Origin of the sequence: Devosia polycyclovorans (genome assembly GCF_042181575.1) — a bacterium.
In the GTDB taxonomy this organism is placed as follows: domain Bacteria; phylum Pseudomonadota; class Alphaproteobacteria; order Rhizobiales; family Devosiaceae; genus Devosia; species Devosia polycyclovorans.
On record NZ_CP170082.1, the window covers coordinates 1,773,136 to 1,794,916 of the forward strand.

The window sequence follows — 21,781 nt, forward strand, 5'->3', positions numbered from 1 at the left end:
GCATTTCCCTTGCCCCAATGCCCGCCGCTGGCGAACAATGGGGCGAGGAGAAATGATTTGACCGATACCAGCCACATCGTGGGCGGGGGACCCAAGAAGGTTCTCTACACCCTCTCGACCATCAACCGGATCGGGGTGGGCAAGGCTGCCAAGGCGCTGACCGCCAAGAACACCTGCAAGGCCTGCGCCTATGGCATGGGCGGCCAGCAGGGCGGCATGACCAATGAGCTGGGCGAATTCCCTTCGGTCTGCAACAAGTCGGTGCAGGCCCAGTCCACCGATATCCAGCCGCCCATTCCTGCGCTGGTTTTCGAGCACACCATTGACGATCTGGCCGAATTGAGCGGCAAGGAGATGGAATCCCTGGGGCGGCTGGGCACGCCGTTGTTCCGGCGGGCCGGTGCCAGCCGATTTGAGCCATTGGACTGGGATGCGGCGCTCGATCATGCCGCCCATCGCCTCGCCGAGACCGATCCGCAGCGCAGCTTCTTCTATTCTTCGGGCCGCTCATCCAACGAGGCGGGCTTCCTCTTCCAGCTGCTGGCGCGGGCCTATGGCACCAACAATGTCAACAATTGCTCCTACTACTGCCACCAGGCGACCAGTGAGGGCCTCAAGACGACCATCGGCACCGGCACGGCGACGATCGAGCTGGACGACCTGACCGGTGCCGACCTTATCTTCGTCATTGGCGCCAATCCCTCGTCCAACCATCCCCGCTTCATTCACATGCTCAAGAACTGCCGCGAACGGGGCGGGCAGGTCATCGTCATCAATCCGGCCAAGGAGCCGGGGCTGGTAAAATTTGCCGTGCCGAAATCGCCATTGTCCATGCTCAAGGGCGGCAGTGAGATTGCGTCGGACTATCTGCAGCCACGCATCGGCAGCGACATTGCGCTGTTCAAGGGCCTCTGCAAGGCCGTCCTCGAACAGGGGACCGCAGACCGCGATTTCATCTCATCGCACGCCACCGGCTTCGAAAGCTTCAAGTCCGATCTCGATGCACTGAGCTGGGAGACAATCACTGCAGTCTGCGGTCTGTCCCGGTCGGATATCGAGCGTGTGGCCGCCGCCTATGGCCGCGCGAAGAATGCCGTCTTCGCCTGGGGCATGGGCATGACTCACCACGTACACGGCGTGGCCAATGTCGAGGCTATTGCCAATCTGGCACTGCTGCGGGGCATGATCGGGCGTCGCTTCGCCGGGCTGTTGCCCCTGCGCGGCCATTCCAATGTGCAGGGCATCGGTACCATTGGCGTCAAGCCGGTGCTGGCGCGCGATGTGCTCGATCGCATGCAGGAGGCCTTTGGCGTCGCTTTTCCGGAAGAAAAGGGGCTCGACACCATGGCCTGCATGCAGAAGGCGGCCGCTGGCGATGTCGACGCCGCTGTCATCATGGGTGGCAATCTCTGGGCCGCGACACCGGACACCGCCTTTTCCTCCCGAGCTATGGCCAATATCGGCTTCAAGCTGTTCCTCACCACCACGCTCAATCAGGGCCATGTGCATGGCGTGGGCGAGGGGGAGATGATGATCCTGCCGGTCACGGCGCGCGACGAGGAATGGGAGCCGACGACGCAGGAATCCATGTTCAACTTCGTGCGTCTGTCCGATGGGGGCATTCGGCGCATCGAGACCGTGCGTCCCGAGAGTTGGATCCTGGGGCAATTGGGCCAGCGGATGCTGCCGCAATCGCCCATAGATTTTGCAGCTTTCTCCGGTCACGCAAAGCTGCGCGATGCCATCGCTGCCATTGTGCCGGGCATGGAACAACTGGCGGATATTGATGTAGCCAAGCGCGAGTTCCACAGTCGCAATCGCGTGCTGCATGCGCCCTCGTTCGGCACGGCAGATGGAAAGGCGCATTTTGTGGTGACACCCGTGCCCGAACAGACACCGGGCCGCCTGATGCTGGCCAGCATGCGCAGCGAGGGGCAGTTCAATTCGATCATCTACGAGGAAACCGACAGCTATCGCGGCCGGGCAGGGCGAGAGTCGATTTTCCTCAATGCAGACGACATGGCCGCGCGCGGACTGGTCGAGGGGCAGGCGGTGATGGTGCGGTCCGAAGCCGGAGAAATGCGCGGCATCGCCACCCAATTCGATCTGCCGCAAGGCTCCGTGCTGGCCTATTATCCGGAAGCCAATGTGCTGGTGGGGCAGGCGGTTGATCCGCGCAGCAAGACCCCCGCCTTCAAGTCCGTGCCGGTGGTTGTTGTGCCTGCACAGAATTAGGCAAAGCGCTTTACCAGCTCGTCCGCTTCATTCCGGAGCCGCTCAATGTCTTCGTCGGAGAATTCGTGCGGCTCATAATCGAGTAGTACGAGCGCACCAACCTTGCCTGACTCGGGTGAGCCCAGAGGCACTCCAGCGTAGAAGTCGATGCCATTCGTCACAAGGTATGTGTTGTCGCGCGCGCCGTCGTGAGGCGAGGCTGAGTGAACGATCAGCGGTTCATCATGTTCGACCACCATCTTGGTAAGGTGGTACGAACCCTCGTCCTCGCGATGTCGGTCATCATCGAGAAGATTTATGATCGCAGCGGGAACATTGAAACGTTCGGCAATTGCATCGAGGGCCTGACCAAGTTCATCGTCGCCGCGGCCAAGTCCGGAGAATGACTTTTTCGGGGATACGTTTGGTTGGCTGGCGGGCATGTGGAGTGTGCCGATGCGCTCCAACGCGCTGTCGAAGTCACGCAGCACAGTGTCGACGTGGAGGGTGTCAGCGCTTTCTGCCCCTGCAAGTTCGTTGAACAAACAGGCGGCGATGTGAACGTTGGGGGCCATTTTTCGAATGCGGCGAGCCACATATCGGCTTTGCGCCCGGACATCTGTTCCCATGAACACCAAGACAAGGGTGCGCACCTGGTCCAGGTCGAGCCGTCCGATGGCCTCCTGACGGATAGCGCCAGGCGGCAATACGTGCGCACTCACCCCGCTCTCCGCCAGCTCGATCGCGACAAGACGCGCTGCCGCTTCGTCGATCTCGGTGCGCCCACCGACAATCAGAATTGGGGCGGTGTCGGTCCAGACCGGTTCTAGCGCGACTTCTACAACCATTTCGAATGCTTCGATTAGCCTACGACGTTGAGGCACCGACTCTGGACGATCCGAGAGTTCGGCTGTGCCGAGGCGAAGCGCCGGCAACATCAGGTCGCGCACCAGCGCCTTTCTTCCATGCTCATCCTGAAACTCTTCGCTGGTCTCCAATGCATCTTCGGCATCACCCTTGAGCATGCGCTGGTATAGTCGTTCGGGTGGTTTGAGTACGGGCTCGCTGCCCAGAAGCGTTTCCAGAAAGTGGAATTGCGGGAGGTGCCGGCCAATCACCACCAGGCAGACCGTCATGGGCGTCGCCAGGATCAACCCGACGGGTCCCCAGAGCGTCGCCCAGAACATGGCGGAGAGAAGAATGGCAAGTGGCGAGACGCCTGTGCTGGACCCGTAGAGCCGAGGCTCGATCACATTGGCCGTGGTGAGATCGATGACAAGAAACAGGCCTATCGAGAGCAAAAGCATGTTCCAGCCTGGATCGACGGCGAAGGCCAAGGCAAATGGCACTACGGCAATGATGAGCGCGCCGACAAAGGGAATGTAGCGGAAAAGCACAATCAACAGGCCCCAGAGCGGGGCGCTGGGGACGCCGATCAACCACAGACCAGCGCCGAAAATGGTCCCATAGGTAATGTTGACCATGAGCTGGACGATGAGATAGCGGCCGACACGGCGACTTGCATCAGATATCGCCAGATTTGTCAGAGAATAGCGGCCGGCGCTGACGAGCCGAATAAACCGATCCTGCAGGTCAGCTCGACCCAGCAGCAGGAAAATCAGAAAGACGACGATGATGGCTATGGTGGCGACAGGCCCCACGATCGAGCCCAAGATCGACGTGAGAATGCTTAGCGGTCCCAACTCGTTGGAAATGGTGACCGGTACGGGTTGCCTTTCGCCAGGCGTGGGATTGTCTTCCAGGTTCTGCTCAACATTGCTGAGCATGCCGTTGATCTGGTCCAGCCAGACAAGTCCGCCGAACTGATCCTGCAGCAAGGTCAGCTTGTCTTGGATGATGAGGCGGTAACGCGGCAGCTCCTGAGCAAGACCGTTGATCTGGGCGCCGGCAAGCGCTGCAAAGCCAGCAATTATGGCAAAGGCCAGCAATACCGCCAGAATGACCGCGACCGCATCAGGAAGTCCCAAGCGCCTGTTCATCCAGGAAACGAGTGGATTGAGCGCGAAGGCCAGTAGCGTCGCCAGAACCAAAGGCACAAAAATACCCGCTCCGAAATAGAGCAGGACGGTGATGATCCCGAATGCTGCAATGCTCTCCAGGGCGCTGGGTCGACGTTTTGAGAAAGCGCTGGATGTTTGATGGTCGGACACGGCCGGTCCCTCGTTCCCCGTCTTAATGCCGCAACACAGGCATAGTTCCGTTGGGCACTTCTGGCTCAACCTGGACGGCAGTGTCGGCTGATCGCCGCTCTCTCACTGTACGATTGCAGGACGTTGAGGCCTGGCCTCAGCGTCGCTCACCATTGCAGCGCAGCCAGCAGTAGCCATAGGCAGACAGCGTGATTTCGCCGTCGCCTCGAATCGGGCCGGTGGGGGAATCGGTGAGCATCGGCATGAGCTCTTCGATGCCTTCATCCTTCAGGTGAAACGATTTTGGCTTGTCGGTGAAGTTATGCCCGGTGATGATGCGATTGTCGCGCCAGCTGCTGGAGAGCACCAGCAGTTCATCGTCTCCCACATCGATGATCTCGACCCCGCCCCAGCCGATTTCGGGCGACGACCGGCGCGCCGATACCATGTCGGCAATGGCGTGAAAGAAGGAGTCGCGGTGTTGGGTCTGCATGGCGGCGTTGACATTTTGATAGCCAAGCTTGCCCTTGTCATTGGCGGGTCGGACAAGCAGTTCCTTTGGTGCCTCCGAGAACCCCCCATTGCGCCGGGGTGACCATTGCATTGGGAGGCGGACAGCCTCGCGCTCGGGCAATGCAAGATTTTCGCCCATGCCAATCTCGTCGCCGTACCATATGACCGGGGTGCCGGGCAGGGCCAGCAGCAACGAAAACGCCATCTTGAGCCGGGTCTCGTCCCCGTCGAGCATGCTGGCTAGCCGCCGCCTCAGGCCGCGATCGTAGATCTGCATGTCCGGGTCCGGCCCGAAGGCGGCAAAGCATTCGCCGCGTTCCTGTTCGGTCAGGTTGCCCAGATTGAGCTCGTCGTGGTTGCGCAGAAAAACGGCCCACTGCCCCATCCCTTCCGGCTCGGGGCGTGCGGCCAGCGAGCGGCGGAGTGGTGAGGCCGTCTTTCGGGCCAGGGAGAGAAACAATTGCTGGTTGCCGACAAAGTCGAACACCATGGTCATGCGGTCGCCGGCAGCGAAATAGTCGGGGGCTTCCTCGTAGCTGATATTGGCCTCGGCCAGCAGAATGGCTTCGGCCTTGCGCCAGGACAGGAAGTCATGGATTTCGGTCAGCATGGCGTGAGGATCGACGACCGGCTTGTCTGTTTTGACGCCCCGCGGCTCGATGAGGAAGGGCACGGCATCGACGCGAAATCCGGATACGCCCAGCGCCAACCAGAATCCCATGATTTTCAGGATTTCCTGCCGCACGGCCGGGTTGGTGGTATTGAGATCTGGCTGGAACTTGTAGAAGCGGTGCATGTACCAGGCCTTGGCGGTCCGGTCATAGGTCCACGTGGCCTTTTGAACGCCAGGAAAAACGATCCCCTCGGTAATGTTGTCCGGTTTTTCGTCGCTCCAAACATACCAGTCGCGATAGGGCGAATTCGGATCGGAACGCGAGGCCTGAAACCAGGGATGCTGGTCGGATGTGTGATTGACCACCAGATCGATGATGACCCGCATGCCGCGATCCTTGGCGGCTTGCATGAACTCGACGAAGTCTCCCAGCGTTCCTAGCGACGGATCGATGCCGTAATAGTCTGAGATGTCGTATCCATTGTCCTGGCGCGGGGACGGGTAGAATGGGTTGAGCCAAACGCAGGTGACACCCAAGCGCTCAAGATGATCGAGGCGATCGGCGAGGCCGGCGAAATCGCCCGTCCCGTTACCATCGGAGTCCATGAAGCTTTTGACATCAACGCAATAGATGATCGCGTTTTTGTACCATAGATTGGCCATGCTGTGGTCCTGACGCTTTCAGGACAAACTCGCGCTCCGGCGAGTTTGTTCCACCTGCCTTGGGGTCGGCGCCAAGCCCCTTTGCCGCCGCCCAGCCGGCGCCGGCTCGCGCTTGGTGGATGCGGATGACGGGCGTGACCACTGGCCCCCGTTGCTCCGCAAGGCCGCTTGCCCTACATAGGCGCCAATCCCCGAACACCCTTTACGAGGTTCATCGCCCATGGCGCGCCAGTTCATCTATCACATGCACGGAATGAGTAAGGCCTATGCCGGCGGCAAGAAGGTGCTGGATAATATCCATCTCTCCTTCTACCCCGACGCCAAGATCGGCATTCTCGGCCCGAATGGCTCGGGTAAGTCGACCCTGCTCAAGATCATGGCCGGCATCGAAACCGAATTTTCGGGCGAAGCCTGGGCTGCCGATGGCGCCAAGGTCGGCTACCTGGCCCAGGAGCCGCAGCTTGATCCGGCGCTCAACGTGCTGGGCAATGTGATGACCGGCGTCAAGGAAAAGAAGGACATCGTCGACCGCTATAACGAGTTGATGATGAACTATTCGGACGAGACCGCGGACGAGGCGACCCAGCTTCAGGACGTCATTGACGCGCAGAATTTGTGGGATCTCGAATCCCAGGTCGAGGTGGCCATGGAGGCGCTTGGCTGCCCCCCCGGCGATGCCGATGTCACCAATCTTTCGGGTGGTGAAAAGCGCCGCGTGGCGCTTTGCGCGCTGTTGCTGAGCAAGCCCGATCTGCTGCTGCTCGACGAACCGACCAACCATCTGGATGCCGAGACCACGGCCTGGCTGGAACGGCACCTGCGCGAGTTCGAAGGCGCGGTGCTGATCATCACCCACGACCGCTACTTCCTCGACAATGTCACGGGCTGGATTCTCGAACTCGATCGTGGCCGCGGCGTGCCCTATGAGGGCAATTACTCGGCTTATCTCGAGGCCAAGGCGAAGCGCTTCGCGCAAGAAAAGAGCGAGGACGCCGCCCGCGCCAAGGTGCTCGAGCGCGAGCGCGAATGGATGGGGCAGTCTCCCCAGGCGCGGCAGTCCAAGTCCAAGGCGCGTATCAAGGCCTATGACGAGCTGGTCAAGCTCAACGAGGCCCGCACCCAGTCACAGACCGCTCAGATCATCATTCCCCCCGGCGAGCGTCTCGGGCAGAATGTCATTACGGTCGAGAACCTCAGCAAGTCCTTTGGCGACCGCCTGCTGATTGACAATTTGTCGTTCAAGCTGCCGCCCGGCGGCATTGTGGGCATTATTGGCCCCAATGGTGCGGGCAAGACGACCCTGTTCAAGATGCTGACCGGGCAGGAAAAGCCCGACAGTGGTACGGTGACCGTCGCCGAAAATGTGCATCTGGGCTATGTCGACCAGAGCCGCGACGCGCTCAATCCCAACAAGACCGTCTGGGAGGAAATCTCCGAGGGCGACGACATCCTGATGCTGGGCAAGCGCGAGATGAACTCGCGCGCCTATACCTCGGCGTTTAACTTCAAGGGCGGCGACCAGCAGCAGAAGGTGGGCAATCTTTCGGGCGGGCAGCGCAACCGCGTGCACCTGGCCAAGATGCTCAAATCTGGCGCCAATGTCCTGCTGCTCGACGAGCCGACAAACGATCTGGACACCGAAACCCTTGCAGCACTCGAAGAAGCGCTGGAGGAATTTGCCGGTTGCGCCGTGATCATCAGCCACGACCGCATGTTCCTCGATCGCCTTGCGACCCACATGCTGGCCTTCGAAGGCGACAGCCATGTCGAATGGTTCGAAGGCAACTTCCAGGATTACGAAGCTGACAAGGTGCGTAGGCTTGGGGCCGATGCGGTCAACCCGAAGCGCGCGACATATAAGCCGCTGACAAGGTAAAATATCGCTGCGAGGCATCGTCAAAGAGTCTGGCGATGCCTCTTGCGGGGATCATGCTCGCGATGCGATTGCGCGGTACTCGAGGCGGGTGGCGGCGAGTAGAGTCGATCAAGTTTGGCAAGTGGGCAGTTCACGGCGGACCGGCGGGCGACGTCTATCGACGGGGAGCCGGTTACGCCCGCTCACCAATACTTCGATTTATCCGTATTCCCGTAAACTTCGAAAAAGCTCCGTACCACCGGAACCATCCTCCAGCCCCTACGTTGGAACGCTTCGGCGGGATTATTTCTTTCTGCGACTTTGGGGGTTCTTGAGGCATGGCTGAGCTGGATTTTGCGCGCATATTCGAGGCGCTGCCCAGCCCGTTCATGATTCTGGATCGCAACCTTTGTTATGTCGCTGCCAATCCTGCCTATGAGGCAGTGGTTGGGACCCCGCTTGCTGCGCTCAAGGGCAATAATCTGTTCGATCTGTTCCCCAATGAGGGGGAAGAGGGCAAGCGCCTGCGCCAGTCTTTCGAGCGCGTATTCGCCACGGGCGAACCCGATACCATCGCCTATATCAACTATCCCCTGGTGCTCCCCGACGGGAGTGTCACCAATCGCTACTGGACCGCGGTGCATGTGCCGTTGGCCGGGCCCGATGGCACAGTGCAGCACCTGATGCAAAACACGGTCGACGTCACCGAGCTGGTGCGTATGCGCGAGGCGACCATGCCGCCCTATGGCTCGCTTTCGGCAGCCACGCGATTGATCGAGCGCACGCGTGAGGCCGAGGCAGCGAGTGCCGAGTTCCGGCGCCTGTTTCAGGAGGCGCCGGCATTCTTTGCCGTGCTGTCAGGGCCGAGCCACGTGTTCACCTTCACCTCGGACTCCTACATCAAACTGATTGGTGGCCGGAATGTTATCGGTCAGACAGTGGCGCAGGCTCTGCCCGAGATTGTCGGACAGGGATTCATCGAACTGCTCGATCGCGTGTATACTGAAGGCTATGTCCATTCGGCCGCGAGCCAGCGGGTGCTGCTGGAAAACGATCCCGGCAAACCTGCCGAGGAAACCTTCCTCGATTTCTCCTATAATCCCATCAGGGATGGATCGGGCCAGATCACCGGCGTTTTCGTGCAGGGTATGGATCGCACAGAGGCTGTCCGCGCGGCGCGCCGGCAACGCCTGATGATTGACGAGTTGAATCACAGGGTTAAAAATACGCTGGCGACTGTGCAGTCCATTGCCAGCCAGACCTTGCGCAGCAGCAGCGATTTCGAACAGGCCAAGCGCGCGCTCGAAGCGCGGATCATGGCGCTGTCCAACGCCCATACCATGCTAAGCGACCGGCACTGGCGTGACACCGAAATCGGACATCTGGTGCGACAGGAGTTGAGCGCGTTCGGTAGTGAGCAGGTGGATTTCGGTGGGCCGGTGCTGGTGGTGAACGCCAAGACGACGGTTGCCCTGGCGCTGGTGCTGCACGAACTGGCGGCCAATGCGGCCAGGCACGGGGCCTTATCGGTACCCGAAGGGCGGCTCGCCGTGACCTGGTATCAGGACGACGCGGATCAATTGGTGATCGATTGGCTGGAAAGCGACGGGCCGACGGCGGTCGAACCCACCCGGAAGGGGTTTGGCTCAAGGCTCCTGCATATGGTTGTGACTGGTGAATTGAATGGCAAGGCGGCGCTGGACTATGGTTCGGGCGGGCTGAAGGCCCGGCTGTCCATTCCGGCGACGGCCTATGAGGAGCGGGAGGCGCGTTTTGACTGAGGCCGGACGCCGGGTGTTCGTGGTGGAAGACGAAGCCCTGGTTCTCATCGATCTCGAAGATATTCTCGATCAACTCGGCTGGACGATTGCGGCGCAGGCAATGTGGCTGCCCGATGCCGAGCGGCTGGCGGCCAGTGTCGACATGCCGGACGTTGCTATTCTCGATGTCAATATCGGCGGGCATAAAGTGTTCCCGGCGGCCAGAATTCTGGCCGACAGGGGCGTGCCGATCCTGTTTGCGACGGGCTACGGGAAAGATGGTCTGCCGCCCGAATGGCGGGACCATGCGGTCATCGCCAAACCCTACAGCCAGAGCGAAGTCGAGCGGGCGCTGGACCGCCTGCTCGGGGCTGACGCCTGAACGGGTCAAACGGCCTTTACCAAACCTCCACCGACATGTGAAAAGCGTTGGGTTTGTTGAGCTTTCTGCAATAGACTGCTCGGCGTGGGGCCATGCTCCGCGCAGACCGGTTCTTGGGGGACTGTATGAAGTATTTCGTGACGGGGGCGACGCTGCTGGTCAGCCTTGCCCTCGCCGTTCCGGCCATCGGGGCGCCGGGACAATGCTCGATCACGGGCCAAGGCCTGTTTGATTGCGACGTGACTGTTGATGGTGGTGGCATAACCTTTGCCCTGCCGAGCGGAGAGACATTCGTGTTTGCGCATGAAGCCGATGGCGAGGGCCTTGGCTACCTCATTCCTGCCGAACCGCAGCCGGGCCGCTACCCGCAGGAACTCGGCCGCTTTGCACCTATTGCCGAGGAGCCCGGCTGCTGGCTGGGGGACAAGGACGGCACGAAATTTTGCGCAGCCCTGGTGCAATGAACGCGGAGCCTTTCGTTCTGGAGCTTGGCGGCGCCGCGCTGGCCGGGCTTGAGCAGGGGGAGGGGCTGCCCGTCGTCTTTCTCCATGCGGGCGTGTGCGACAAGCGCATGTGGCTTGCCCAGATGGCAGCGGTCTCCGATGCCGGCTGGCATGCCATTGCCTATGACCGGCGTGGCTATGGCGAAACGGTCAGCCCTGATGAGCCGTTCAGCCATCTCGAAGACCTCGAAGCGCTCCTGGACGAAATGGACATCCATGCTGCCGTCTTCGTCGGCTGCTCCATGGGCGGCGAGCTGGCCGTGGATTTCGCGCTGGCCCATCCCGGCCGCGTCATTGGCCTGGTGCTGATCGGCACCTCGATCACCGGAGCACCCTGGAGCGCCACGGCGGAAGAGCGTGCCATCGAAATGGCCGAGGAGGATGTCTGGGAGCGCGGCGACATGGATCTGCTCAACCGCGTCCAGGCTCATGAATGGCTCGACGGGCCACGCAGCCAGAGCGGTCGCGTTACCGGCGCCGCGCGTGAGTTGTTCCTGGACATGAACGCCTTGGCGCTCAACAAGCCGCCTCTGACCCAGGAAGAGGCGGCGCCTGACGCCTGGAACAGCATGGAAGACCTGTCAGCGCCAACCTTGCTGGTCGTGGGCGACGAGGATTTCTCAGCGCTGATCGACCGGCATGACACCCTTTCGGAGACCATGCCCAACGCCTTCGCCGTGGTGCTGGAGGGTGTTGCCCATATCCCCAGCATCGAGAAGCCGGAAATGGTCAACTCCTTGCTACTGCAATTCCTCGACGCGCTTTCCGGCGAGGAAAGTGAAGAGGATTCAGACGACTAGCAGCGCGAAGGTCCACTTCGCACTGCTGTCCTCACACATTGATTCAACCGCTTTACAGTGAGATTCCGGTCGCTGGTGCAATGTTTCAACGCCTTGGCCAGATGATTCCTGTTCTTCCGGTAACTCTCTGGAACTACTTGGACTTTTGGTGCGGTGCCTATACCGCGATGATTCCATCCAGATGCTTGTCCAATTGCGGCGTGGGCACGTTGGTGAGGTCCTTGTCCAGTTCGGCGACCACGGTCTTCTTGACGTGGTCGGACAGGACCTTGCGCAGATTACCCAGGGCGAGTGGCGCGGCGGCAATGATCAACCGGTCATAGGCGCCCGACTTGGCCTTGTCCTCCATGACGTGGGCCACGGAGCGGACGAATTCGGCCTCGCGGTGGTCGGCGGGGTCTGTCTTGGGCTCCATCGCGCTGCGACCCGGACCAACGGACGAAAAGCTGCGGCCAGGGCGATCGGCATTGATGTCCTGGGTCTGGAGCGGCGGGATGGACCAGTCGAGGCCCTTGACGGTCGTGAGGCCTTTTCCAGGGCCGGTATGTTCCACGACGCGGGCCTGTGTTCCATCGGCGATCAGGATCCAGGTCACTGTCTTTTTCATCTGCTGCTCCTCGTATTGGGACGGGTCCGAAGCGCGAGCGGGTCGGTGCTTCTTAAGGCCAACGTCCAACAGCCTTAAAGGTTGGGACCAAGCCATCACCTTTGCAAGAGTTTGCGATCACAAACTCTGATTGGCCAATCTTCGGACCGGCTGGTACAGGAACCAGCACCCGCATTGCGGTGCGGAGATCATCATGACTCTTCCAGAACAAGCCCCGGAACTGGCCGCGCAGAGCGTTACCACGCGCCAGGCCGATGCTGTGGACAAGCAACGGGGCGTTGTCGCAGCCCTGTCCGCCTATCTCCTCTGGGGTTTCCTGCCCATTCTGTTCCACTTGCTCGAGCAGGCGGGCTCAGTCCTGATCGTGGCGGAGCGGACCCTCTGGTCACTGGTGCTGCTTGGGGTCTTCATCGCCGCGACTGCGGGCTTCTCCGACATCCGGTCCGTATTGGCCGATATCCGCCGCATGCGTGTCATAGCGCTTTCGGCGCTGCTGCTGGTGTGCAACTGGCTGCTTTATGTCTGGGCGGTGGAAACCGGGCAGGTGCTCGAGGCCAGCTTCGGCTATTTCATCAATCCGCTGGTCAATGTTGCCATCGGCATGGTGCTCTTGGGCGAGCGGCAGAACCGGATGCAGACCATTGCCATCGCCATTGCCTGTGTCGCCATTCTGATCCAGGCGGCCGGCATCGGCCGGGTGCCGCTCATTGCCCTGGGACTGGCCTTTTCCTTCGGCTTTTACGGCTTCATTCGCAAAACGGCGCAGACCGGCCCCGCAACGGGTCTTTTCGCCGAAACCATTGTCGTGGCCCCGCTCGCCATGGGCTACGTGGTCTACGACATCGTCCGCAATGGCGTTGGGGTGCATGCTGACCCGACCATGATGCTGCTCTTGATCGCCACAGGTCCTGCGACGGCCGTGCCCTTGCTGCTCTTTGCCTATGGCGTCCGGCGCCTGCGTCTGACCACGATCGGCATGTTCCAGTATCTGGCGCCCTCCATCCAGTTCCTGCTGGCCATCCTGATGTTCGGCGAAGAGCTCAACCCGCTTCGGCTGCTGAGCTTTGCGCTGATCTGGTTGTCGCTGATCGTGTTCTCGTGGGACAGTTTCAACCAGCGGCGGCGGCTGGCTGTCTAGGCGGCCTGATCGCCGCGCGTGCTGCGGATAACCTCGGCGATCTGCAGGAAGGTCGCCGCGAATGGCGTGGCCTCGCGCCAGACCAGCCGCAATTGCCGGCCCGCTGCCGGGTCGTTCAGCGGATGCACGGCGATGCGTGGGTCGCTGGCCTCCTTGCGCAGGGCAATCTGGGGCAGCAGGGTCACGCCCTGACCATTGGCGACGAATTCCACGATGGTCGACAGCGACGTTGCCGCAAAGGTCTTGGCGCCGCGCTCGGTGTCCAGCCGGCAGGCCGAAATCGTCTGGTCACGAAAACAGTGGCCTTCATCAAGCAGCAAGATGCGTTCCGGGGGCAGGGCGGCCAGACTGACCGGATGCTTCGTCGTTTCGCTGCTGGGCGTGGCCAGCACGAAATTGTCCTCGAACAGCGGTGTGTCCACGAGGCGCGGCCCGCCCGAGGCCGGTTCGGTTGCGATCAGCGCGAGGTCGAGGCTGCCATCGCGCAAACCATCCAGCAGTGCCTCGGTGCGGCTCTCGCTGATGGTGAATTTGAGGTCGGGCAGGTTGCTGGTCAAAGCCGGAAAGATTTCGGGCAACAGATAGGGTGCTACCGTCGGGATCAGTCCGAAGCGCAGGGCGCGGGCTGGGCGTCCGGTACGGTCAATGGCAAAGGCGTTGAGTGCTTCGGCGCTCTTTATGGTCTCGCGCGCCATGGTGATGAATTCACGCCCGAATGGCGTCAGCCCCACGCCGGTCCTGAGCCGGTCGAACAAGGGGGTGCCACACAGGCGTTCCAGGCTGAGTATTTGCTGGGACAATGCCGGCTGAGTGACCGACGAGGCTTCTGCCGCGCGGCCGAAGTGACCGGCTTCCGCTACCGCGATGGCATAGCGCATCTGTTTGAGGGTGATTGTCACAATTAGTTTTTCCTATCAAGATAGGAAGAATTATCGATTGGCCTAATCGTTGTCACCCCCCTATAACGCAGCCATATCTATTCAGGAGGCCCCCGCCATGACCGACCCCAATCCCAAATCTGAAGCTGGCAAGTGCCCGTTCCCGCATGGTGGTGCAGGGCGCGGCCCGAAGAATCGCGACTGGTGGCCCGAGGCGCTGGATGTGCAAGTGCTGCATACCAATTCGCCCCTGTCCGATCCGATGGGGCCTGATTTCGACTATGCCGAGGAGTTCAAGAAGCTCGATCTGGACGCAGTCAAGGCAGACCTTCGCGCCCTGATGACCGACAGCCAGGACTGGTGGCCGGCCGACTTCGGGCACTATGGCGGGTTGTTCATCCGCATGGCCTGGCACAGCGCCGGCACTTATCGCATCACCGATGGCCGCGGTGGCGCCGGCATGGGTCAGCAGCGTTTCGCGCCGCTCAATTCCTGGCCGGACAACGCCAATCTCGATAAGGCCCGCCGTCTGATCTGGCCGATCAAGCAGAAATATGGCAATGCCATTTCCTGGGCGGATTTGATGATCCTCACCGGCAATGTCGCCCTGGAATCCATGGGCTTCAAGACATTCGGTTTCGCTGGTGGCCGCGCCGACGTCTGGGAGCCGGAAGAGCTCTACTGGGGTCCGGAAGGGACATGGCTGGGCGACAGCCGCTATTCGGGCGAACGCCAGCTCGAAGAGCCGCTGGCCGCCGTGCAGATGGGCCTGATCTATGTCAATCCCGAGGGCCCGAACGGCAATCCGGACCCGGTTCTGGCCGCGCGCGACATTCGCGACACCTTTGCCCGCATGGCCATGAATGACGAGGAAACCGTGGCGTTGATCGCGGGTGGCCACACTCTGGGCAAGACCCATGGCGCCGGAGACCCGTCGCTGGTCGGCGCTGATCCCGAAGGCGCGGATCTTGAAGATCAGGGCCTGGGCTGGAAGTCGACACATGGTTCGGGCTTTGGCGGCGATGCCATCACCGGCGGTCCGGAAGTGATCTGGAGCCAGACCCCGACCAGTTGGTCCAACTACTTTTTCGAGAATCTCTTCAAGTACGAATGGGAGCTCACCGAGAGCCCTGCCGGGGCCAAGCAGTGGGTCGCCAAGGACGCCGAAGAGAACATTCCCGATCCGTTCGATCCCAGCAAGAAGCGTCGCCCGACCATGCTGACGACCGATCTGTCGCTGCGCTTCGACCCGATCTACGAGAAGATTTCGCGCCGTTTCCTCGAAAACCCGGAAGCGTTCAACGATGCCTTCGCCCGCGCCTGGTTCAAGCTGACCCACCGCGATATGGGCCCGAAGGTCCGCTATCTGGGCAAGGAAGTACCTGCCGAGGACCTGATCTGGCAGGACGTGATCCCGGCTGTCGATCATCCTTTGGTCGATGACGCCGACATTGCCGATCTCAAAGCCAAGGTGCTGGCTTCGGGCCTGTCGGTTTCTGAACTGGTTGCGACAGCATGGGCCTCGGCGTCGACCTTCCGCAAGTCGGACAAGCGCGGCGGCGCCAATGGTGCGCGCATTCGCCTGGCCCCGCAGAAGGATTGGGAGGTCAATCAGCCGGCTCAACTCGCCAAGGTGCTATCCCAGCTCGAAGCGATTCAAGCCGAGTTCAACGCTTCGGCCGCTGGCGGCAAGAAAATCTCACTGGCCGATCTCATCGTGCTGGCGGGCTGTGCCGCGATCGAGCGGGCTGCGCATGCCGGTGGCCAGGCCATCACTGTGCCGTTCACCCCGGGCCGCATGGACGCATCGGAAGAACAGACTGATGTGGCTTCCTTCGCCGCGCTCGAACCGCGCGCCGATGCGTTCCGCAACTATTATAGCCAGCGCGCCTTCATGCAGCCCGAAGAGGCCATGGTCGATCGCGCTCAGCTCCTGGGATTGACTGGCCCGGAACTGACGGTGCTGCTGGGTGGCCTGCGTGTGCTCAAGACCGGCGTCAACGAGCATGGCGTGTTCACCAAGCGGCCGGAGACGTTGACCAACGACTTCTTCCTGAATCTTCTGACCATGGACACCGTCTGGGCGCCCAAGGCTGACGAAGAAGACGTTTATGAAGGCCGTGACCGCAAGAGCGGCGAGTGGAAGTGGACCGGCACCCGCGTCGATCTGATCTTTGGCTCGCATTCTCAGCTCCGTGCGCTCGCCGAAGTCTATGCCCAGGCCGATTCAGCGCCGAAGTTCACGCGGGACTTCGTTGCCGCCTGGACCAAGGTGATGAACGCGGATCGCTTCGACCTGAACTGAGCGCACGCCACTCATTGATGCCCCGGGGGAGAGATTTCCCCGGGGTTTTTTTGTTGTGCCGCGCGGACCAAATGTCCGGTTCACAAGGCAGTGGCGACAATGGATAGAATTTGAATCAATTCCGAACTCCCGCCTTCAGCCCCCACAAGCATGTCGCAGTCAGGCTGACCTGAACCAAGCGGCAGAAGCCGGGAGATCTACCCATGTCCGAAATCGACGAGAGCCACCGTGCATTCGCGAATTTCCGCGTTCTCAATGGTGAGGATAACCAGATGGAGCGCGAGCAACTGTTTCGCACCACCGCGCAATTGTTCAGTTATGTATCTGATCGATGCGACGACGATCAGGTCGCCCAGTATGACGAGGTGCTGTGCCAGCTCGCGGAACTGGTCGAGATCGAGGCCCGGGTGCATGTCGCCAAGCTTCTAGCGCCGCTGGAGCGCGCGCCGGGCACGGTTGTCGTCAAGTTGGCCAATGATGTCATCGAGGTCGCCCGCCCGCTGCTCGAATTCTCCAATGTGCTGAGCGACGATGACTTGATCGACATCATTTCCAGCAAGACCGAGGATCATCGAGTTGCCATAGCGGGCCGCGCCACGCTGACCGAGCGGGTAGGGAACGCGCTGGTGGACCATGGCAAGACCGCTTCGGTGGTGCGTCTGGTGCGCAACCCCAAGGCCGAATTTGATCGTACCACGCTGGAAAAGCTGGTTAAGCGCGCGACCGAGGACGCCGAGATCGCCTCTGATCTGCGCGGGCGAAGCGATATCGACTGGAAGTCCTTACGCGGCGAGATCGATCATGTCGCCGGCAAGGTTCTGCAAAGTCTGGGCAATCTCGACCGCCAGGTTGATCCGGTCGCCGCCGGCAAGATCAACACTGTCGTTTATAATCGCATCCGCAACCGCGCCGGCTTCAATGCGCAGGAGTGGAAGGTCGCCTACAATCAGGTCAAAGGCCTGGCTGACCGCAAACAACTCGACGACCGCGCTCTGGCCCGTTTCGCCCGCTTTGGCTACGGCCACCACGCAGCGGCGGCCATGGCCGTGATGCTGCAGGTTGCCCCGGAAATCGTGGTGAAATGGCTGGCCGGACAAGACTATGTCGCGGTCATCGTGGCACTTCGCGCCACCGGCATGGCGCCCGATCTCTTTGGTGCCATCATCGCCACGCTTCCCTGGCGCGACCTGCCCAGCGATGCGGACAAGCGTATGGTGCTCTCCCGGTTCGAGGCGCTCGATCTTGAGGACGCCACGCATATCTTCGAGCTCTGGCGTGCCCATTCCTTTCGCAAGCGTGCAATGGCCGAAGACCGCCAGACCGCCTGACCGGGCAGCCGCACCAACCAGTCTCTTGACAAGCTGTCGGCTTGGCGGCCAGTAGCGGGCATGAAATCGACCCAGTCCATGCTCGTTCTCGACCAGGTATCGCGCCATTTCGGCGCGGTAGCGGCCCTCTCCAAAGTGTCGCTGGAAGTCGGGCACGGCCAGATCGCCTGCCTGGTCGGTCATTCAGGCTGCGGCAAGTCCACGCTCCTGCGCGCGGTGGCGGGTATCGAGACCATCGACAGCGGCGCAATTTCCATCGCAGGGGTAGGGGTCTCCGGCGACGGAGTGTTTGTCGAACCGGAACAGCGCCGCGTCGGATTCATGTTCCAGGACTATGCGCTTTTCCCGCATCTCACCGTGCGCCAGAACGTTGGCTTCGGCCTGTCGCGGCTTGCACGTGCCGAGCGTCAGCAGCGTGTGGTGGAGACGCTCGACCGGATTGGCATTGGTGCCTTGGGGGATCGCTATCCGCACATGCTGTCAGGCGGCGAGCAACAGCGCGTGGCCCTTGCGCGGGCGCTGGCGCCCCAGCCGCGCCTGCTGCTGATGGATGAGCCCTTTTCCAATCTCGATCGTGGGCTGCGCAACAAGGTGCGCCACGAGACGCTCGCCATTGTGCGCGATCTCGACATGACGGCTGTCATTGTGACGCATGACCCCGAAGAAGCACTGGCCATCGGGGACATGGTTGCCCTGATGCAGGGCGGGCGCCTGATCGAGACCGGGACCGGTGAGCGCATCTATGACGCGCCCTGGACCGCCAATGCGGCAACGTTCTTCTCTCAGGTCAATGTCATTCCCGCCCGCTTTACCCCGTCTGGCCTCGATACGCCGCTGGGCCGGTTTCCCTCGCCCGATTTTCAAGGCGGCACGCCTTGCGTCATGATCCGCCCCCAGGCCGTATCCATCGCCGAGACGGGTCTCGAAGTGGAGGTCATCGATCGCGCAATCCTGGGAGAAATCGAAGAGATCTCCTTCGACGTTCCGGGGCTGGATCGACCTCTGATCATGCGGGGCACATCGCGGCACGATGTCGGCCGCGGAGAGCGCGTCCGGATCAACGTAAACACCTCTCAGGTCATGATATTCCCGCTGTCGGACCTGCCGGCGAACTCGCTCTGACCGATTATCCACTATTATCAACAGTTTAGAACGACTCAAAGGTGGGTCGAATTAAATTGACTTCTGAACTCCACTATGGCTTTAGGCCCTCCCAGAGCATCGCCATACGAGCCGATGCGATTGCCTGTTCTTTGAGGGAATATCTATGCGAGCCACCATCAAGACCATCTGCCTGACCAGCCTTGTTGCATTGGGCGCCGCCATTCCTGCCATCGCGCAGGAGGTCAACATCTACACAACGCGCGAGCCCGGCCTGATCCAGCCGATCCTGGACGCATTCACCAGCGAGACCGGTATTGCGGTCAATACGGTGTTTCTCGAAAGCGGCCTGATCGAGCGCGTGCAGGCCGAGGGCGAAAGTTCGCCGGCTGACCTCTTGATGGCTGTCGACTTTGGCGCGCTGATCGACCTGGTCGAGGCCGGCGTGACCCAGCCGGTGCAGTCCGAAGTGCTTGAAGCAGCCATTCCCGAGGCCTTGCGTGATGCAGAGGGTAACTGGTTTGCCCTGTCCGGCCGCGCCCGCGTCGTCTATGCCGCCAAGGATCTCGAACTCGACGCCATCACCTATGAGCAGCTCGACGATGAGGAATGGCGCGGCAAGCTGTGCATCCGCTCGGGTCAGCATCCCTATAACACGGCGATGTTTGCCGCTCATCTGGCCAAGCATGGCGAAGACGAGACCCGCTCCTGGCTCGAAGGCATCAAGGCCAACCAGGCCCGCGCTGCGGCCGGTGGCGACCGCGACGGTGCCCGTGACATCGCCGCGGGCGTTTGCGACATCGCCGTGGCCAATTCCTATTACTATGGCCTGATGGCAAGCGGCGCCGGTGGTGACGAGCAGAAGGCCTGGTCCGATGCGGTCAAGGTCATTCTGCCGACCTTCGAAGGCGGCGGTACCCTGGTCAATGTCAGCGGCGCAGCCGTGGCAGCCCATGCGCCGAACCGCGACGAAGCGGTGCAGCTGCTTGAATATCTGGTCTCGGACGAAGCCCAGAAGATGTATGCCGACGCCAATTTCGAATATCCGGTCTCGGCCAGTGCGGAAGTCAATCCGATCATTGCCGGCTTCGGCACACTGACGCCCGATAGCCTGGCGCTGAGCGAAATCCTGCCGTTCCGCGCCCGCGCCAGCGAGCTGGTCGACGAAGTCAACTTCGACACCTTCGGCAATTGATCATCGAGTGCGGCGGCCCGTGCCGCCGCCAATTCCCATGACCGACCTGACCACGGGGCGCCATCGGCGCCTTGCCATCGCCATCAGTCCCTGGGCCGCCATGACCTTGCTCACGGCGGCTCTCGCGCTGCTGCCGATCGGCGCGATTGCCTTCACCGCAATGGCCAATACCGGCTCCCTCTGGGGCCATGTCGTGCAACATGTATTGCCGCAATCGGCCTGGAATACCTTGGTCCTACTGCTCGGGAGCGGGCTGATCGCCACCATGGTGGGTACCGGCGCGGCGTGGATCGTAACGGCCTATGATTTCCGTGGGCGCGGTGTGCTGGAATGGGCGCTTCTGCTGCCGCTGGCCGTGCCCACCTACATAATGGCCTATGCCTATCTCGATATTCTCAATCCGCTCGGGCCAGTGCAGGGGATGTTGCGCTTTGTGCTGGGCTATTCCAGCCCGCGCGAGTTCCGCTTGCCCGATTTGCGGGCCATGTGGGGTGCCGTTCTGGTCTTCGGCTTCGTGCTTTATCCCTATGTGTATCTCACGACCCGGGCGATGTTCCTGACCCAGGCAGCCAATGTCACCGAGGCGGCCCGCACATTGGGCGTCTCCCGGGGCGGCGTCTTCTGGCGCGTTGCCTTGCCGCTGGCACGGCCGGCCATCGCAGTTGGCGTGTCACTCGCCCTGATGGAAGTCCTCAACGATGTCGGTGCGTCGCAGTTCTTGGGTGTCAGGACGCTGACGGCCTCGGTCTACACCACCTGGGTGGTCCGCACTGATCTGGCAGGCGCGACGCAGATCGCGCTGGCGATGCTGACCTTCGTTGTGGCCCTGCTGGTGCTGGAGCGGTGGGCGCGCCGCAACCAGCGTTTCGCATCAAATGCCCAGAGCGCCCGGCAGATGCAGAGGCAGCAATTGCGCGGCATTTCCGCTCTGATCGCCCTGGGCCTTGGGGTTGCCCCCGTGCTGATCGGTTTTGCTGGCCCGGCGCTCTATCTGTGCGTGGCTGCCATCCGTCGTTTCGAATTCGCAGGGCTCTCGCCTGCGCTGATGCGCGCCACGCTCAACACCATCAGCGTGTCGGCCATGGCCACACTCATCATTCTGATCCTGGGTTTTGCGGTTGCCTATGCTTCCCGTCTGCATGGGGGGCGCTGGTCTTCCGGCGCGATGAGCGTCGCTTCCCTCGGCTACGCCGTACCGGGGACGGTCCTGGCCATTGGCATCCTCATCCCGGTTGCGGCCTTCGACCGGACCATAGGCGGATATTGGCGCGAGTTGACCGGCCTTTCGAGTGGTTTGATCCTGCTCGGCTCTGGTGCCGCGCTGATCTATGCCTATGCCGCCCGGTTCATGGCCATTTCGACCGGTGGCATCGATGCGGGTCTAAGCCGCATCCCGCCGGCCTATGACCAGGCCGCCCGTACCTTGGGCCACAGCGCCAGCGGTACGCTATTCAAGGTTCACCTGCCGCTGTCGCGACCGGCCCTGACGGCCGCCGGCCTGCTTGTCTTTGTGGATTGCATGAAGGAATTGCCGGCCACGCTGCTCCTGCGACCGCTGAATTTCGAGAGCCTGGCCACACTGCTCTATGGCGAAGCAGCAAGGGGCACCTATGAAGACGCAGCCCTGGCCGCCCTGCTGATCGTGGCTATCGGTATCCTGCCGGTCATCCTGCTTGCCCGGACGGCACGGACGATCCGGTAGGTGAGGATATCGGACAGGGCTCGGTGCGGGCGCAAATACGGGCAGAGTGGGCAGGTCCGGCGTGTAGCGCTACT

General features: G+C 61.5%; 16 protein-coding genes. 12 read left to right on the forward strand and 4 right to left on the reverse strand.

Annotated features, from left to right (window positions below):
* Positions 1–57 precede the first annotated feature (57 nt).
* Positions 58–2,235 carry an FdhF/YdeP family oxidoreductase gene (locus ACE4RL_RS08925; RefSeq protein ID WP_375600142.1) on the forward strand — a complete coding sequence of 726 codons (2,178 nt, stop codon included), beginning with the start codon at positions 58–60 and terminating at the stop codon, positions 2,233–2,235.
* On the opposite strand, the gene ACE4RL_RS08930 is transcribed toward ACE4RL_RS08925, so the two are convergent.
* Together ACE4RL_RS08930 and ACE4RL_RS08935 are read right to left on the reverse strand one after the other, a co-directional pair.
* On the reverse strand, positions 2,232–4,385 hold the full coding sequence (locus tag ACE4RL_RS08930; protein ID WP_375600143.1) for an AI-2E family transporter: 2,154 nt from the start codon (positions 4,383–4,385) through the stop codon (positions 2,232–2,234). The genes ACE4RL_RS08925 and ACE4RL_RS08930 overlap by 4 nt on opposite strands.
* A gap of 136 nt (positions 4,386–4,521) precedes the next feature.
* On the reverse strand, positions 4,522–6,153 hold the full coding sequence (locus ACE4RL_RS08935; protein WP_375600144.1) for an alpha-amylase family protein: 1,632 nt from the start codon (positions 6,151–6,153) through the stop codon (positions 4,522–4,524).
* Positions 6,154–6,373: 220 nt separating this feature from the next.
* Between ACE4RL_RS08935 and ettA the strand changes: the two genes are divergently transcribed.
* The 5 genes from ettA to ACE4RL_RS08960 all read left to right on the forward strand — a co-directional run bounded on the left by ettA (position 6,374) and on the right by ACE4RL_RS08960 (position 11,453).
* Positions 6,374–8,029, forward strand: a complete 1,656-nt coding sequence (gene ettA / locus ACE4RL_RS08940; RefSeq protein ID WP_375600145.1) for an energy-dependent translational throttle protein EttA — start codon at positions 6,374–6,376, stop codon at positions 8,027–8,029.
* A gap of 317 nt (positions 8,030–8,346) precedes the next feature.
* Positions 8,347–9,789: a sensor histidine kinase gene (locus ACE4RL_RS08945; protein WP_375600146.1), complete on the forward strand. Its 1,443-nt coding sequence runs from the start codon at positions 8,347–8,349 to the stop codon at positions 9,787–9,789.
* On the forward strand, positions 9,782–10,150 hold the full coding sequence (locus ACE4RL_RS08950) for a response regulator (RefSeq protein WP_375600147.1): 369 nt from the start codon (positions 9,782–9,784) through the stop codon (positions 10,148–10,150). Before ACE4RL_RS08945 ends, ACE4RL_RS08950 begins: the two co-directional genes overlap by 8 nt.
* 125 nt (positions 10,151–10,275) lie before the next feature.
* Entirely contained in the window at positions 10,276–10,614 is a 339-nt protein-coding gene (locus ACE4RL_RS08955) for a hypothetical protein (protein WP_375600148.1), read from the forward strand.
* Positions 10,611–11,453 carry an alpha/beta fold hydrolase gene (locus tag ACE4RL_RS08960; protein WP_375600149.1) on the forward strand — a complete coding sequence of 281 codons (843 nt, stop codon included), beginning with the start codon at positions 10,611–10,613 and terminating at the stop codon, positions 11,451–11,453. The genes ACE4RL_RS08955 and ACE4RL_RS08960 overlap by 4 nt, the downstream gene beginning before the upstream one ends.
* 157 nt (positions 11,454–11,610) lie before the next feature.
* Here ACE4RL_RS08960 and ACE4RL_RS08965 read toward each other — a convergent pair whose 3' ends face one another.
* Positions 11,611–12,060, reverse strand: a complete 450-nt coding sequence (locus tag ACE4RL_RS08965; protein WP_375600150.1) for a host attachment protein — start codon at positions 12,058–12,060, stop codon at positions 11,611–11,613.
* Positions 12,061–12,253: 193 nt separating this feature from the next.
* On the opposite strand from ACE4RL_RS08965, the gene rarD reads away from it, so the two are divergent.
* Positions 12,254–13,198 carry an EamA family transporter RarD gene (gene rarD / locus ACE4RL_RS08970; protein WP_375600151.1) on the forward strand — a complete coding sequence of 315 codons (945 nt, stop codon included), beginning with the start codon at positions 12,254–12,256 and terminating at the stop codon, positions 13,196–13,198.
* On the opposite strand, the gene ACE4RL_RS08975 is transcribed toward rarD, so the two are convergent.
* Positions 13,195–14,097 carry a LysR substrate-binding domain-containing protein gene (locus tag ACE4RL_RS08975; protein WP_375600152.1) on the reverse strand — a complete coding sequence of 301 codons (903 nt, stop codon included), beginning with the start codon at positions 14,095–14,097 and terminating at the stop codon, positions 13,195–13,197. The two genes, rarD and ACE4RL_RS08975, sit on opposite strands and share 4 nt — an antisense overlap.
* 97 nt (positions 14,098–14,194) lie before the next feature.
* Between ACE4RL_RS08975 and katG the strand changes: the two genes are divergently transcribed.
* The 5 genes from katG (at position 14,195) to ACE4RL_RS09000 (ending at position 21,707) form a co-directional block, all read left to right on the forward strand.
* On the forward strand, positions 14,195–16,381 hold the full coding sequence (gene katG, locus ACE4RL_RS08980; RefSeq protein ID WP_375600153.1) for a catalase/peroxidase HPI: 2,187 nt from the start codon (positions 14,195–14,197) through the stop codon (positions 16,379–16,381).
* A gap of 203 nt (positions 16,382–16,584) precedes the next feature.
* Positions 16,585–17,709, forward strand: coding sequence for a DUF2336 domain-containing protein (locus ACE4RL_RS08985; RefSeq protein ID WP_375600154.1), 1,125 nt, complete (start codon positions 16,585–16,587; stop codon positions 17,707–17,709).
* Between the two features lie 60 nt (positions 17,710–17,769).
* On the forward strand, positions 17,770–18,831 hold the full coding sequence (locus ACE4RL_RS08990; RefSeq protein WP_375600155.1) for an ABC transporter ATP-binding protein: 1,062 nt from the start codon (positions 17,770–17,772) through the stop codon (positions 18,829–18,831).
* A gap of 145 nt (positions 18,832–18,976) precedes the next feature.
* Entirely contained in the window at positions 18,977–20,005 is a 1,029-nt protein-coding gene (locus ACE4RL_RS08995; RefSeq protein ID WP_375600156.1) for an extracellular solute-binding protein, read from the forward strand.
* Positions 20,006–20,042: 37 nt separating this feature from the next.
* The gene (locus tag ACE4RL_RS09000; protein WP_375600157.1) at positions 20,043–21,707 is read left to right on the forward strand and encodes an ABC transporter permease; all 1,665 of its coding nucleotides are present in this window, start codon (positions 20,043–20,045) and stop codon (positions 21,705–21,707) included.
* The last annotated feature ends 74 nt before the right edge of the window (positions 21,708–21,781 follow it).